The 12,328-nt window shown below is 47.8% G+C and carries 14 protein-coding genes; 9 read left to right on the top strand and 5 right to left on the bottom strand.

What is annotated here, in order from left to right; genetic code table 11:
• Window positions 1-2 precede the first annotated feature (2 nt).
• The 5 genes from phnL to phnP all read left to right on the top strand — a co-directional run bounded on the left by phnL (window position 3) and on the right by phnP (window position 3,998).
• Window positions 3-725 carry a phosphonate C-P lyase system protein PhnL gene (phnL, locus tag GCE9029_RS15785; protein WP_197475369.1) on the top strand — a complete coding sequence of 241 codons (723 nt, stop codon included), beginning with the start codon at window positions 3-5 and terminating at the stop codon, window positions 723-725.
• A gap of 15 nt (window positions 726-740) precedes the next feature.
• The gene (phnM, locus tag GCE9029_RS15780; RefSeq protein ID WP_062664614.1) at window positions 741-1,877 is read left to right on the top strand and encodes an alpha-D-ribose 1-methylphosphonate 5-triphosphate diphosphatase; all 1,137 of its coding nucleotides are present in this window, start codon (window positions 741-743) and stop codon (window positions 1,875-1,877) included.
• A gap of 14 nt (window positions 1,878-1,891) precedes the next feature.
• A complete protein-coding gene (gene phnN, locus GCE9029_RS15775) occupies window positions 1,892-2,467 on the top strand; it encodes a ribose 1,5-bisphosphokinase (RefSeq protein ID WP_062664612.1) in 576 nt (191 codons plus the stop codon).
• Complete coding sequence (locus tag GCE9029_RS15770; RefSeq protein ID WP_062664609.1) at window positions 2,460-3,122, top strand: DapH/DapD/GlmU-related protein; 663 nt, start codon at window positions 2,460-2,462, stop codon at window positions 3,120-3,122. Before phnN ends, GCE9029_RS15770 begins: the two co-directional genes overlap by 8 nt.
• Window positions 3,123-3,239: 117 nt before the next feature.
• Entirely contained in the window at window positions 3,240-3,998 is a 759-nt protein-coding gene (gene phnP / locus GCE9029_RS15765) for a phosphonate metabolism protein PhnP (protein ID WP_062664607.1), read from the top strand.
• 31 nt (window positions 3,999-4,029) lie between these two features.
• Here the strand turns inward: phnP and catB are convergent, their stop codons facing one another.
• Window positions 4,030-4,659: a type B chloramphenicol O-acetyltransferase gene (catB, locus tag GCE9029_RS15760; RefSeq protein WP_062664605.1), complete on the bottom strand. Its 630-nt coding sequence runs from the start codon at window positions 4,657-4,659 to the stop codon at window positions 4,030-4,032.
• A gap of 133 nt (window positions 4,660-4,792) precedes the next feature.
• Here catB and GCE9029_RS15755 point away from each other — a divergent pair, with 133 nt between their 5' ends.
• Complete coding sequence (locus tag GCE9029_RS15755; RefSeq protein WP_062664603.1) at window positions 4,793-5,368, top strand: redoxin domain-containing protein; 576 nt, start codon at window positions 4,793-4,795, stop codon at window positions 5,366-5,368.
• 49 nt (window positions 5,369-5,417) lie between these two features.
• Here the strand turns inward: GCE9029_RS15755 and GCE9029_RS15750 are convergent, their stop codons facing one another.
• Both GCE9029_RS15750 and GCE9029_RS15745 read right to left on the bottom strand, forming a co-directional pair.
• Window positions 5,418-6,239, bottom strand: a complete 822-nt coding sequence (locus GCE9029_RS15750) for a c-type cytochrome (RefSeq protein ID WP_062664601.1) — start codon at window positions 6,237-6,239, stop codon at window positions 5,418-5,420.
• Between the two features lie 241 nt (window positions 6,240-6,480).
• The gene (locus tag GCE9029_RS15745) at window positions 6,481-7,446 is read right to left on the bottom strand and encodes a hypothetical protein (RefSeq protein WP_062664599.1); all 966 of its coding nucleotides are present in this window, start codon (window positions 7,444-7,446) and stop codon (window positions 6,481-6,483) included.
• 146 nt (window positions 7,447-7,592) lie between these two features.
• Here GCE9029_RS15745 and GCE9029_RS15740 point away from each other — a divergent pair, with 146 nt between their 5' ends.
• A complete protein-coding gene (locus GCE9029_RS15740; protein ID WP_062664597.1) occupies window positions 7,593-8,066 on the top strand; it encodes an Lrp/AsnC family transcriptional regulator in 474 nt (157 codons plus the stop codon).
• Between the two features lie 33 nt (window positions 8,067-8,099).
• Entirely contained in the window at window positions 8,100-8,999 is a 900-nt protein-coding gene (locus tag GCE9029_RS15735; RefSeq protein ID WP_062664595.1) for a pyridoxal-phosphate dependent enzyme, read from the top strand.
• A gap of 48 nt (window positions 9,000-9,047) precedes the next feature.
• Here the strand turns inward: GCE9029_RS15735 and GCE9029_RS15730 are convergent, their stop codons facing one another.
• A complete protein-coding gene (locus GCE9029_RS15730; protein ID WP_062664593.1) occupies window positions 9,048-9,701 on the bottom strand; it encodes a heme-binding beta-barrel domain-containing protein in 654 nt (217 codons plus the stop codon).
• 429 nt (window positions 9,702-10,130) lie between these two features.
• Here GCE9029_RS15730 and GCE9029_RS15725 point away from each other — a divergent pair, with 429 nt between their 5' ends.
• Window positions 10,131-10,763: a flavin reductase family protein gene (locus GCE9029_RS15725; protein ID WP_062664591.1), complete on the top strand. Its 633-nt coding sequence runs from the start codon at window positions 10,131-10,133 to the stop codon at window positions 10,761-10,763.
• Between the two features lie 62 nt (window positions 10,764-10,825).
• Here the strand turns inward: GCE9029_RS15725 and GCE9029_RS15720 are convergent, their stop codons facing one another.
• Window positions 10,826-12,166: a calcium-binding protein gene (locus tag GCE9029_RS15720; RefSeq protein WP_062664589.1), complete on the bottom strand. Its 1,341-nt coding sequence runs from the start codon at window positions 12,164-12,166 to the stop codon at window positions 10,826-10,828.
• Window positions 12,167-12,328 lie beyond the last annotated feature (162 nt).

Below are 12,328 nucleotides of genomic sequence, written 5' to 3'. Positions count from 1 at the left end.
CCATGACAAACACAACCATGTTAAGCGTGTCGAATGTCAGTAAGACCTTTGTTCTTCACAATCAAGGGAGCGCAAAGCTCTCCGTACTGGCTGACTCCAGCTTCTCTGTCGACAAAGGAGAGTGTGTCGTGCTGCTGGGGCGTTCAGGTGCAGGCAAGAGTACCTTGCTCCGTGCGCTCTATGCGAACTACCTTGTCGATAACGGCGAAATCAATGTACGGCACCAAAATACAACGCAAGGCGAGCATTGGGTGGATATTGCCAGTGCGCTGCCCCGCGACGTTCTGGATGTTCGCAAAAACACCTTAGGTTGGGTGAGCCAGTTTCTGCGTGTTATTCCCCGCATCAGTGCACTGGATGTCGTCGCGCAACCTTTGGTGGAACAAGGGGAATGCAAAGAAACGTCACAGCAAAAGGCTGGGGCTTTGTTGAAGCGACTCAACGTGCCGGAACACCTATGGCATTTGGCGCCCGCGACGTTTTCTGGTGGTGAGCAGCAGCGTGTGAACATCGCTCGCGGATTTATCGTTGAATCACCGATTCTTTTGCTGGATGAACCGACGGCATCACTGGATGAGAAGAATCGTGATGTCGTGATTGAACTCATTCTGGAAGCCAAGCAACGGGGTGCTGCAATTGTTGGCATATTTCACGACGAATACGTCCGCCAGCAAGTAGCAGATAAGTTCTACGACATTTCAACCGCCACATTGAAACTGGCTTAAGGGAAGGAAGCGACAATGATCATTACCAATGTTCAACTGGTGTTGGAAGACGAAGTCGTTAATGGCTCGTTAGAAGTTGAGAACGGCATTATTCGCGCCATGTCTGATTCGTCCAGCTATCAGCCAGGAGCGGTAGATGGCAATCAGGGATGGTTGATGCCGGGGCTAATTGAACAGCATACCGACAATCTGGAAAAGTACTTCACGCCGCGACCAAAGGTCAGCTGGCCAGCATTCTCGGCCATGGCAGCGCATGATGCGCAACTTATCGGAGCCGGTATCACAACGGTTCTGGATGCGATTGCAGTCGGTGATGTGCGCGATGGTGGTCATCGTCAGGATAACCTCGACAAGATGATCAATACCATTGTCCAAAGTGGCGAAAGAGGTCTGAATCGCGCTGAGCATTTTGTTCATATCCGTTGTGAGTTGCCCCACGAGACGACGGTTGATTTAGCTAAGCTTTATCTCGACTTGGATCAGACTCATATGGTGTCCCTGATGGACCACTCTCCGGGTCAGCGCCAGTTCGTGAATCTCACCAAGTATTACGAGTACTATCAGGGTAAATACAACCTCAATGACGAGGAGATGGCTGCATTCGAACAGGACCAGCGTGAAAAGTCCGCGATATGGTCAGACCTAAACCGACGAGCGATTGCGAGCCTTTGCCATGAGAGAAATATCCCTCTTGCAAGCCATGACGATGCGACCCGTGCCCATGTTGAAGAATCCCGTGCGTTGGGACTGGTGTTGGCGGAATTCCCTACCACAGTTGAAGCGGCACAACGCTCCCACGAACTTGGTCTGAAAGTCATGATGGGGGCACCCAACGTCGTTCGCGGTGGCTCGCACTCAGGCAATGTGGCGGCTCATGAGTTGGCGTCGTTGGGTGTGTTAGATGCACTGTCGTCTGATTATTTCCCTGGCAGTTTGTTGGATGCGGTTTTCCGTCTTGCAGATGATGAGCGCAATGCGCTGGATCTAGCCTCGGCGACTTGCCTGGCGACACGTAACCCAGCGTCCGCGCTTAGTTTTTCAGATCGCGGCATCATCAAGGAGGGCATGCGGGCAGATTTGTTGCTGGTGGAGCGTCATTACGAGCAGCCTTATGTGCAGCAAGTGTGGCGTCAGGGGCATCGCGTGTTCTAAAACAGGAAATGAAAATGGCAAAGCTGTTTTATGTGCTTGGTGCTTCTGGGGCGGGGAAAGATTCGCTGATCAATGCCACCAGAGAGCGCTTCTGCGACAAATTGATGGTGGCGCATCGTTACATTACACGACCCGCTTCGGCTGGCAGTGAAAACCACGTTGCCTTGTCAGGCGACGAATTTGATCTTCGTATCAAGCAAGAACTGTTTTCCATGCACTGGCGAGCGAACGGACTTCGCTATGGGGTGGGGCGTGAAGTGGAAACATGGTTGGCGTCGGGCATGGATGTGATGGTGAACGGTTCTCGTGCGTATCTACCCTTTGCCAGAGGGGTATTTGGGGAACAGCTGGAAGTCGTGTGGATCTCAGTCAACCCTGATGTACTCAGAGAACGTCTCGAAGCCCGGGGCAGAGAAAACGCAGAAGAAATTGCCCAGCGATTAGAACGCGCCATTCACTATGATGCAGTGCGCCCGGCCGATGCGATTCATCTCAACAACAGCGGGAAACTTGAAGACACCGTCGCTCAGTTTGCTTGTGAATTAGATATCGCACTCTGCAAGGAAAACGGAGGCAATCACTATGGATAAGCATCACATTGACGCAAATCTCACTTTGCATGAAGAGGCAACAATTTGTCGCGATGCTGTGGTAACTGACTCGGTGCTCGGGCGATGGACTGAAGTCGGCGAACGCACACTATTGGAACATGTTGCACTGCAAGACTTCAGCTATATTGGTCCCGACAGTGAAGTGGCGAATACTGAAATTGGTAAGTTCACCTCGATTGCATCAAAGGTTCGGATTAATCCCGGCAACCACCCTTGGTGGCGTCCGACTTTACATCACTTTACCTATCGACCCGGAAAATATGGAATGGAAGATCTCCAACAGGGCGGCTCAGACAAGGATGCAGAGGTATTTAACTGGCGGGCGGAAAACCGGGTGACTATTGGGAATGATGTCTGGATTGGGCATGGTGTCATAATCCTCCCCGGCGTCAGCGTCGGAGATGGTGCGATCATCGGCGCAGGCAGTGTGGTCACCAAAAATGTGGAAAGCTATACCATTGTGGTTGGTAATCCAGCGAAGACGTTGCGACCAAGGTTTGAAAATATAGAAACCGCGAAAAAGCTTGAACGCCTATGCTGGTGGGATTGGCCGGAAGAGAAAATCAGGCAGTATTTTCCTTACTTTCAGCAAAGTGCCGAAGCCTTTATTGAAGCAGTAGAGAAGCGCCACTGACTGTCAAAATTTAAAGGGCTTAGATTCTATACCCAAACAACCTGAATGCGAGCATCTTGTGGTTGTTTGGGTATCAAGTTGGGTAATTTCCCAACTTTTTTGTGCATGGAAGAACCAATGTTACGAGTGACCTTGCTAGGAACAGGGGCGGCAGGGGGGGTTCCCCTTTATGGATGTGAATGTGCCGCATGTCAAAGAGCCAGAGAACACACTGCATTTGAACGAAAACCCTGCTCTGCCATGGTGGAATGGGGAAAAGGAAGCGCCCGGGAGAGATTGTTAATAGATGCGGGCCTGATGGATTTACATGAACGCTTTCCCGCGGGTACTTACTATGGCTTTTTGCTGACCCATTTCCACGTTGATCATGTACAAGGGCTTTTTCATTTGAGATGGGGCAATCCTTCTCCTATTCCTGTGTGGTGTCCGGATGACGAACAAGGCTGCGCGGATCTTCTTAAGCACTCTGGTTGCCTCAGGTTTCTGCCAGAGATGAATCATGGTGATGTAGTCAATATCAATGGGCTTCGCGTCACTCCGCTTCATCTTAAACACTCAAGGCCGACAGTTGGTTACCTGCTGGAGTATGGGCCAAAGAGTATCGTGTATCTAACTGATACCGATGGGTTACCAGCCCAGACTCTTGATTTTCTTGCCTCGCTAACTCAACTGGACGCGTTGATTCTTGATTGTTCGTTTCCACCTGAGCATGAGGGATCAAACCATGGGAACGTTGAAGTAGCCCGGCAGGTTTATGAAAAGCTGCAACCGAAGGAACTCATCATCACTCATATCGGCCATGAGCTTGATTGTTGGTTAATGGATAACGATATCCCTGATTGGATGGAAATAGGTAGGGAAGGGATGGAGATATAAGGGCGACTTGTCGCCCTAACGCATTAAAAGCCTACTCGGAAACTTGTGTCTTCCAATATTTGTAAAACCCCTCAATGTCTGAAGAGCACATTAAATCCATACAACCCTTCAGTTGTTCATCGCTCCAGTTCCACCACTGCATTTCTAGTAGCATTTGAATTTCAGCCTCATTGAATCGGAATTTGATGTGTTTAGCGGGGTTGGAACCAACCACTTCGTAAGGGGCGACATCTTTCGTCACAAGGGCACGACTGGCAATGATGGCGCCGTCTCCAATCTTCACGCCTGCCATGATCATGGCTTCTGAACCAATCCAGACATCATTGCCAACCACAGTATCACCGGCGCGTGTGAAGCCGTCTTTGGCACCGGCAAAATTCTCATTGTCCTGATAGAAAAATGGAAAGGTACTGACCCAATCCAATCTGTGGCCTTGGTTGCCCGCCATCATAAATACTGCGCCGGAGCCAATGGAACAGAAGCTGCCAATGATGATCTTGTCGACGTCATCGCGATTAGGCATCAAATAGCGAGCGCAATCGTCAAAGCTGTGCCCATGGTAATAACCCGAGTAGTAACTGTGTCTGCCAACAAGGATGTTGGGATTGGTGATTTGCTCGGAGATAGGTTTGCCGACGAAGGGAGATTCGAAATAGTTCATGGTCTTTTTCACTGAAGTTGCTGCGCGAAAATGATACTCCTGAGATATCGGACAACCAAAGGAAAATTGACATGAGTATCTGTAGAAAGGTATATTGATTTCGAGTCGAAACTATAATTGGTGAGAGGAAGATATGTCGAGTGTATTATCCGGTCGGACTTTCAAGCTGACCGCTAGTGAATGGTTGAATACGGAGCGACCCATCGAACTTAATGAATATCTGGGGAAAGTCGTTGTCATCTATGTATTTCAAATGCTGTGCCCTGGTTGTATTTCCCATGGTTTACCACTGGCAAAGAACATTCAGAGCACATTCTCAGACTCAGGCGTTCAGGTCATTGGTCTGCATTCTGTTTTTGAGCATCACGATGTGATGACACCTGATGCACTGCGAGCGTTTATCCATGAATATCGTATTAAGTTTCCCGTAGCGATTGATCAACCGAGTGAGCACAACCCAATCCCAAAAACCATGGACCGTTATCAGTTTGGTGGAACGCCGACGCTTCTCATTCTGGATCAGCATGGAAAACTCAGGCTAAACCATTTTGGTATGCTGAGCGATATGCAGGTGGGTGCGCTCATTGGCTCATTGCTGGAAGAGAAAGCATACGCAGAGGCAGCAAGCCAGACTGTGAGCACTCGTCGCCAGGGCGGTAAGGCTGTCGATGGTCACAATGGGTGTGACGAGTATGGTTGCAAGGTGTAAGTCAAACTACCTGAAGTTAAGAGCCGACACGTGGTCGGCTCTTTTGGTTTTACTCGTTAATCTTATCCAGCATTTTCAATGAACCCATATACGCCATATATTCGATAAGCTCATTCAACTGCTGATCGGAAAGATGTTCAAACGTCAGCATCCGTGATTTGGCTCGATATGAGTTCGGATTCTTAATGAAAGCCTTTAAGTATTCGATATCTCTATATTCAGTAATATTTTTGGGGATATTTAATTCCGGGCCAATGTCGCCACCTTCCAGATTAATAGAATGGCAAGAAATACATGTGGATTTGAATGCATTGTATCCGGCCATAATAACGGGTTTGTCTTCCGCTCCCGAAGGGTAATAATCCGGTTTTGGCGCTTGATAATTAAGCTCTATCTTATAAACCTGAAACGGCCATATCCAATTGTTATATTCTTTAGGATCCGTCGTCATGACATAAAATGGCCCTGGATTGAGCGTCTCTTTGCCTTCACCAATGTCGGTGAATTTCCCTCCAGTACCTTGCTCGCCAGTCACCACGATCAACGGGCTTTTCGTTGTGCCTTTAGACCAAGTTGCGACAAAGCCATCCAACGCGACAAACTTGATTTCTTCTACTTTGCTGAAGTCAACGCCGGCCTGGCTTGCAACATCTTTGAAGGACAGACCTTCGTAAGCCATTGGCTTGTTGTAAACGGGAGACTGAAACGACAGTGAGCGCTGAGCCGCCGACGCTTGCATCTGATCAATGCCTACTGTTTTCTCAAAGAGTACCTGCGGTCCATCTTTGAGAATGAATTCTAACTTTCGGTCATCTGCTGAACTCTGGAACGAAATAAAACCTAGCAATATTGCAAAAACGAACCTGAACATATTGTCACCTTTTTATTGAACATCCTGTTTGGTTTCATTTTGATAGTAGTCTTAGAGTTTGATTGCATTGATATTTATTTGGCTACTTTGAAACTGATCAAGTTAATTTTTCGGAGTGTTATGAGTGAAGGCGAATATTGTAAAGATTATATGGTCTTTATTTATAAAAAAGACAAAAAGGGTAGGCATTAATTGGGTGAGGTAAGATGTAAGGGGGAAAAATCCCCCCTATTTGAGTAGACTAAGCAGTCGCAACGGAGCGGTAAAAAAGACGCTCACAGCGTTTGCCATCGATCAGTCGCATTAGTCTGGATACAACACCCACTAAAACCAATGCAAAGACCAATCTTCCCCAGAAGATGGCAGTAAAGTCAGCACCAATCACCAGCATCAAGAGAGTATCTTCGATCAGGCTGTGCAGTAGCCCGAGCAAAGTAATGGCTGTAAATATATCCCGAGGCGGTATATGTCCCTTCTTGGCCTCATTGATAAGCAGGCCACCTCCATATGAAAGACCCAAAGTTATACCAATCAGCGTCAGATTCGTGGCCTCTTTGCTGATGCCAAGCAAACGAAGGAAAGGACTTAGTGCCTTGGCGATAAGTTTTTCAATACCTATTACCTTGAGAATATTTAGCACGAATATCAAGGCGACAATAATCACGAAGACCAAAATCAAATTCTGAAGCTGACTAATTCCCCAGACAGCGAGCGACGTGTCTGTTTCCATGGAGGGTTGCCAGATGATTTGTGCCTGTTCTTGCAGCGATCCCGTTGCGCTGTATGTCAAATGTAAGAGCCAGCCAAGAAGCAATGCACCGCCAACACGGGTAAGAATGCTCCACCAGACAGAAACACCGGATTTCTTGGCGAGCCCGACTTCAATTGGCATTGAGTGCGCAAGCAAGATCATGCAGCTTAGAATGGAAGCTTGGGCTACTGACATGGTGACATCAGTATTTATAAGAACGACAAGGGCAGAGTATATATTCACAAAGATAGCGGTCGCCCAGACCAAGCCCATTTCACTGGGAAGGCCAACTGCATTCATTAGAGGTGCAATGAAATTGGAAAACCAGACCACGCCGCCGAACTCCTCGAAGATCTTTACCACGATGATGGTAGGGATCATCACTTTGTATAGCGTCATTGCTACATTGACACTGTCGACGATTGTCCGCCTGAAAAACTCGACTACCTTTTGCATACCTACCTCCTTGTCTAACTGATAGCTCCCATATTAAACCGATTTGTATTAATATTATTTCTAATTGGCGGCCATAAAGAGTTGTATGTTTCTTTTATACGGTAGTATAAGAAATATTAAGGTATAAAAATGGTAGGTTAAGAAATATGGAAATTGACCGTATCGACGAGCGAATTTTGATGGCACTTCAAACAGACAATCGCATCGCCAATGTCGCGTTGGCAGAGAAGGTTGGGCTATCTGCACCTGCGTGTCTGAAACGCGTTAAACGACTGCGTGATGAGGGTGTGATTGCGAAAGATGTGTCGATTCTCAACCCAGAGTTAGCAGGCGTGAAGATGACAATGATTGTCTCGGTAGAAATGGAACGGGACCGTCGGGAGATTTATCAGGTTTTCCGGTCTTCAATCCTGAAAGCGCCTGAGGTGACTCAGTGTTACCAGACTTCTGGCAGCTATGATTTCGTGTTGATCGTCAATGTGCCTGATATCAAAGCTTATGAAGCTTTTGTAGAGCGTGTTCTTCACACTGACTTGAATATCCGAAAATTCCACACGTCTGTGGCCATGCGTCAGGTGAAGTTTGAAACGGCGATTGGGTTGGGAAGTGAAGTCAGATAAAATCAACCAATTAGCCAGATTTTATTGATGTAAATGAAACTCTCCCAAACCCCGGTCACCCAACATACCTTTGGCGGTTCATCCTTCTTTTTGAAACGCGACGACCAGCTTCACCCGCATTTCTCTGGCAACAAGGCGCGGAAGCTAATGGCTTTGTTGGAAATAGAAGACAAGAACATCACCCATCTGATTGGTTACGGCTCCCCACAGGCAAACTCGCTGCTGTCGCTTGCAGCGTTAGCCAAGATTAAAGGTTGGCAATTGGAGTTCTATGTTGATCGAATCCCTGATTGGTTGAAAGACAATCCCATCGGAAATTATCGGATAGCGTTGGAACTGGGCGCGGAAGTGATTGCAGTTTCGAAGCTGACGGATGAACCTATCCATCCTCACGATTACATTCAAGCTAAAAAGCTTGGTGAAGGATATTTGTATGTACCGGAAGGAGGGCGCTCCCCCATCGCAGAGCAGGGTGTCGCGAAGCTGGCGGAGGAGATTCTGGATTGGGTGCAATCTATGCAGGTAGAGAATGTTTGTGTGGCATTGCCGTCAGGAACAGGGACTACCGCGCTGTTTTTACACAAGCACCTTAAAGCGCATGGCATTGAAGTACTGACATGCCCGTGTGTAGGTGGGAAAGATTATTTAGTTCAGCAGTTTGAAGAACTCGGTGAGTCGTGCTTTCCAACGGTTTTAGAAGCTCCGTCAAAGCACCATTTTGGAAAGTTGTACCTTCATGATTACCAAACGTGGAAAGCGCTGCTGGAACAGACCGGGGTTGAGTTTGATTTATTGTACGACCCTTTGATGTGGCGATGTCTGAGCGAGTGGTTACCGGAGAACAAAGACAAATCGCTGCTCTATGTTCATCAAGGTGGCATTATTGGTAATGAGAGCATGGTGCCGAGATACCAACGAAAGTATGGTGAGTGACAACGCTGAGAGACAGAGAAATGCCCTCCGAATCGGAGGGCATTTCTGTTAGTTGCTGATACGGATCAGAGTATCGCTATCAGTGTGCGAGAAAGGCTTACCGTAAATATCAAGTTTCACTGTTTCTGTGTAAGTTAGCTTGTCACCATCAATTTTAATGTTCATGGTGAAATCTTCGGTGCTGGCATTGTCGGTCATAAAGTTAGATTGTGCGATCCCCTCACCAGACGCCACTAGGGTCATGTCATTTCCCGCTTTCCCTTCTGCAACGACACATGTTGCGCGAGGCACGCAAAACGAGTTGTAAACGGTCTGATTTTTGTGGTCGTAAATCAGATAACCGCGTTGGTCATGAAACTTGGTGTCGTCAGCTTTGCGGAATACTTCCTGTTTGTAGTAAATCGCTGCTAGGTACTGTTCGCTCGCATTGGTGGCATCCGCTGCGACTTCAAATGTCATCACTTCGTAGAGAGGGGTCGCAGCCGGCGCGCCTTCGCCATTTTCTGTACCTGACTGGGCAGGTGCTACATCAATGCCGCCTTGTTCCGCGCTTTTCCAAGTGCCAACTAACTGCGCCAAAGGGCCGAAGTTAATACCATTTATGACTTCATCTTGATTGGTTGCTTTGTCCTCAGCATGAGATACAGCGCTGGCTGAAACAGCCAACGACAGCAGCGCGATTTTGATTGCAGTTTTGCTCATTATTGTCTTCCTTTTTTTGTTAAGCCCAAGCTTTCCGTTGGGGACTTTCTTCACTCAACGCCTGCGTAGCTTGTGAGCGCTTAAATGCGTAGATCGTTGAGTTGTGCGAGTTGGAACAGGCGGATAGATACTAAGGAAGTGATGACAAAGAATGTAGTCAGAGATAGGCCAATGCCATCAGTTTATTTTTGATGATACAAAGCCGGAAAATCAATAATAATCAGTAAATTTCAGAATGTTTTGTTGTTATTGAGAACTTTCACTGAGTGGTCGGTGAAAGTGAGAGATTGTGTCCATAAATCCAGTGTTTACATAATTATGAGCTAACATTGGGCTAATAAGGGGAGGCTCCATTCTGGAGACGAAATAATTGATCGAAATGGGCGTTATTCTGGTATTGGAAAGCAACTATGACAAAAAGAGGTCATCATGCATTTCAACAATGAAGAGTTAGGGAAGCTTGAAGACAGGTATCGAGCCAAACTGATTAACAGTCTCTCTGGATTCAAGAGTGCAAATCTTATCGGCACAACCGATGGAAAGGGCAATCACAATCTCGCGATAGTCAGTTCGGTTTTTCACATTGGGGCTAATCCGCCTTTGGTAGGCATGATCATGCGCCCTCATACCGTTACCCGTGACACACTGGAAAACATACTTGAGCTCGGTGAGTACACGATCAATCAGGTCAATGCTGATATCTGGAAAGAGTCCCATCAAACATCTGCCCGTTACGAACAATTAGTTTCTGAATTTGCGGAAGCTGGGCTGACGCCTGAATGGTTAGATGGAGTGAAAGCTCCCTTTGTCGCAGAGAGTCGACTCAAATATTCTTTACTATTGCGACAATCGCAGACACTGGAAATCAATGGCACAGTGCTGGTGATAGGTGAAATCAATAACGTGCTGGTAGAAGACGATGTGATAGCGAACGATGGCTATATCGACATTGAAGCGTTAGAAACAGTTGCTGTGTCAGGGCTTGATAGCTACCACGTTACCAATAGGTTAGGGCGACTGAGCTACGCAAAACCAGACAAGAAACCAGATGTTATCGACTGAGAAAGCGTCTAGCAGTAAAAAAGAAAAGCGGAGGGGAAACCTCCGCTTTTGGGTTTTCAGCCTTATACGAAATCAAACATAGACGCATCCAGATCGGTTGCGCTGAACTTATCCAGCACGATCTTGGTTGGCGCTTTATCAAATGTCATGATCACGTCTTCACCAGATTGGCGAATGTTGATGTCTGACATGCGTGTCGCCAGCGTCTTCTGAATCGCAATGGTGTCCAGGTTGCCATTGAAGTCAAGAATGATGTCGTTTTCACTGCTGTTATTGAAGAAGAAGGTGTCACGGCCAGCGCCACCAGTCAGGATGTCACGACCCATGCCGCCATCCAGATAGTCGTCACCGCCACCGCCATTCAGGCGATCCAGTCCGTCGTGGCCGTAAAGCTTGTCGTTACCTGCTTCACCGAACAGTTTGTCGTTACCCAGTCCACCTCGGATAGTGTCATTACCAGACCAGCCGTAAAGCAGGTCATCTTCAGTGTGACCATCGATGAAATCGTTGCCAAGGCCACCATAAATGGTGTCGTTACCTTCAAGGCCAATCAAAGTGTCATCGCCTTCTTCACCGAGAATGGTGTCGTTGCCGGAGCCACCGTTCACAAAGTCGTTGCCAAGGCCACCACTGACATAATCGTCGCCCGCACCGCCAAAGACCTGATCGTCGTCACCACGACCATACAGTTCGTCGTTGCCAAGACCGCCATGAAGCTCGTCGTCACCGTAGCCGCCATTCAGCATGTCATCGCCATTGCCGCCGTCCAGGTAATCTTTGCCGCGACCACCATAGATTTCGTCTTTGCCGTCTCCGCCTTCTAGAAGATCATCGCCGTCAAAGCCGGAAAGCAGGTCATTATCTTCGCCACCGAAGAGCTTGTCGTTACCTAGGCCACCATCCAGCTTATCAGCGCCTTCATTGCCCCAAAGTACGTCATCACCTTCATCACCTTCGATAACATCGTTGCCGGTGTTGCCAAAGAGAACGTCATTGCCAAAACCACCGCTAACGAAGTCATCGCCTTCGTTGCCGCGTGCACGGTCATTACCATCGCCGCCGTAGACTTTGTCATTGCCTTTGCCACCATACAAGGTGTCATTCCCGGTACCGCCGTACAGGTTGTCATCGCCGTCGAAGCCTTCAACACGGTCGTCGCCAGAATCGCCAAATAGGTTGTCATTCAGCAGACCGCCACGTACCCAGTCATTACCTGCATCACCGTGAACTTCGTCTGTGCCAGCACCACCGATAACAGTGTCATCGCCGTCACCGCCGTAGATGTAGTCTGTACCATCCCAACCTTCGATATAGTCATTGCCGCCATGACCATAGATAAAATCAACACCGTCCGTGCCGTCAATAATGTCGTCGTTCTCGGTTCCATGAATGATATTTGCCATAGTTGCCTTTTCCTTATTCTTTTGTTGATTGAAGCGTTTAACGTGATGAAACCGCTTTCACGTGGGGCGAGATAATGCCAGTTCTGATGAGTCGTGATGTCTCAGGGATGAGATGAAATAGAGGGTTAGAACGAATTTGTCATGATAAATAGATTTCAGAGG

The organism is Grimontia celer, assembly GCF_900055185.1.
GTDB classification, from domain to species: Bacteria; Pseudomonadota; Gammaproteobacteria; order Enterobacterales; family Vibrionaceae; genus Enterovibrio; species Enterovibrio celer.
This window is presented reverse-complemented; position numbering and strand designations above follow the sequence as displayed.

Bases quoted from the DNA above. Each gene is read 5' to 3' on its own strand.
- phnL (WP_197475369.1), top strand. From the start codon at position 3: ATGACAAACACAACCATGTTAAGCGTGTCGAATGTCAGTAAGACCTTT.
- phnM (WP_062664614.1), top strand. From the start codon at position 741: ATGATCATTACCAATGTTCAACTGGTGTTGGAAGACGAAGTCGTTAAT.
- phnN (WP_062664612.1), top strand. From the start codon at position 1,892: ATGGCAAAGCTGTTTTATGTGCTTGGTGCTTCTGGGGCGGGGAAAGAT.
- GCE9029_RS15770 (WP_062664609.1), top strand. From the start codon at position 2,460: ATGGATAAGCATCACATTGACGCAAATCTCACTTTGCATGAAGAGGCA.
- phnP (WP_062664607.1), top strand. From the start codon at position 3,240: ATGTTACGAGTGACCTTGCTAGGAACAGGGGCGGCAGGGGGGGTTCCC.
- catB (WP_062664605.1), bottom strand. From the start codon at position 4,659: ATGAACTATTTCGAATCTCCCTTCGTCGGCAAACCTATCTCCGAGCAA.
- GCE9029_RS15755 (WP_062664603.1), top strand. From the start codon at position 4,793: ATGTCGAGTGTATTATCCGGTCGGACTTTCAAGCTGACCGCTAGTGAA.
- GCE9029_RS15750 (WP_062664601.1), bottom strand. From the start codon at position 6,239: ATGTTCAGGTTCGTTTTTGCAATATTGCTAGGTTTTATTTCGTTCCAG.
- GCE9029_RS15745 (WP_062664599.1), bottom strand. From the start codon at position 7,446: ATGCAAAAGGTAGTCGAGTTTTTCAGGCGGACAATCGTCGACAGTGTC.
- GCE9029_RS15740 (WP_062664597.1), top strand. From the start codon at position 7,593: ATGGAAATTGACCGTATCGACGAGCGAATTTTGATGGCACTTCAAACA.
- GCE9029_RS15735 (WP_062664595.1), top strand. From the start codon at position 8,100: ATGAAACTCTCCCAAACCCCGGTCACCCAACATACCTTTGGCGGTTCA.
- GCE9029_RS15730 (WP_062664593.1), bottom strand. From the start codon at position 9,701: ATGAGCAAAACTGCAATCAAAATCGCGCTGCTGTCGTTGGCTGTTTCA.
- GCE9029_RS15725 (WP_062664591.1), top strand. From the start codon at position 10,131: ATGCATTTCAACAATGAAGAGTTAGGGAAGCTTGAAGACAGGTATCGA.
- GCE9029_RS15720 (WP_062664589.1), bottom strand. From the start codon at position 12,166: ATGGCAAATATCATTCATGGAACCGAGAACGACGACATTATTGACGGC.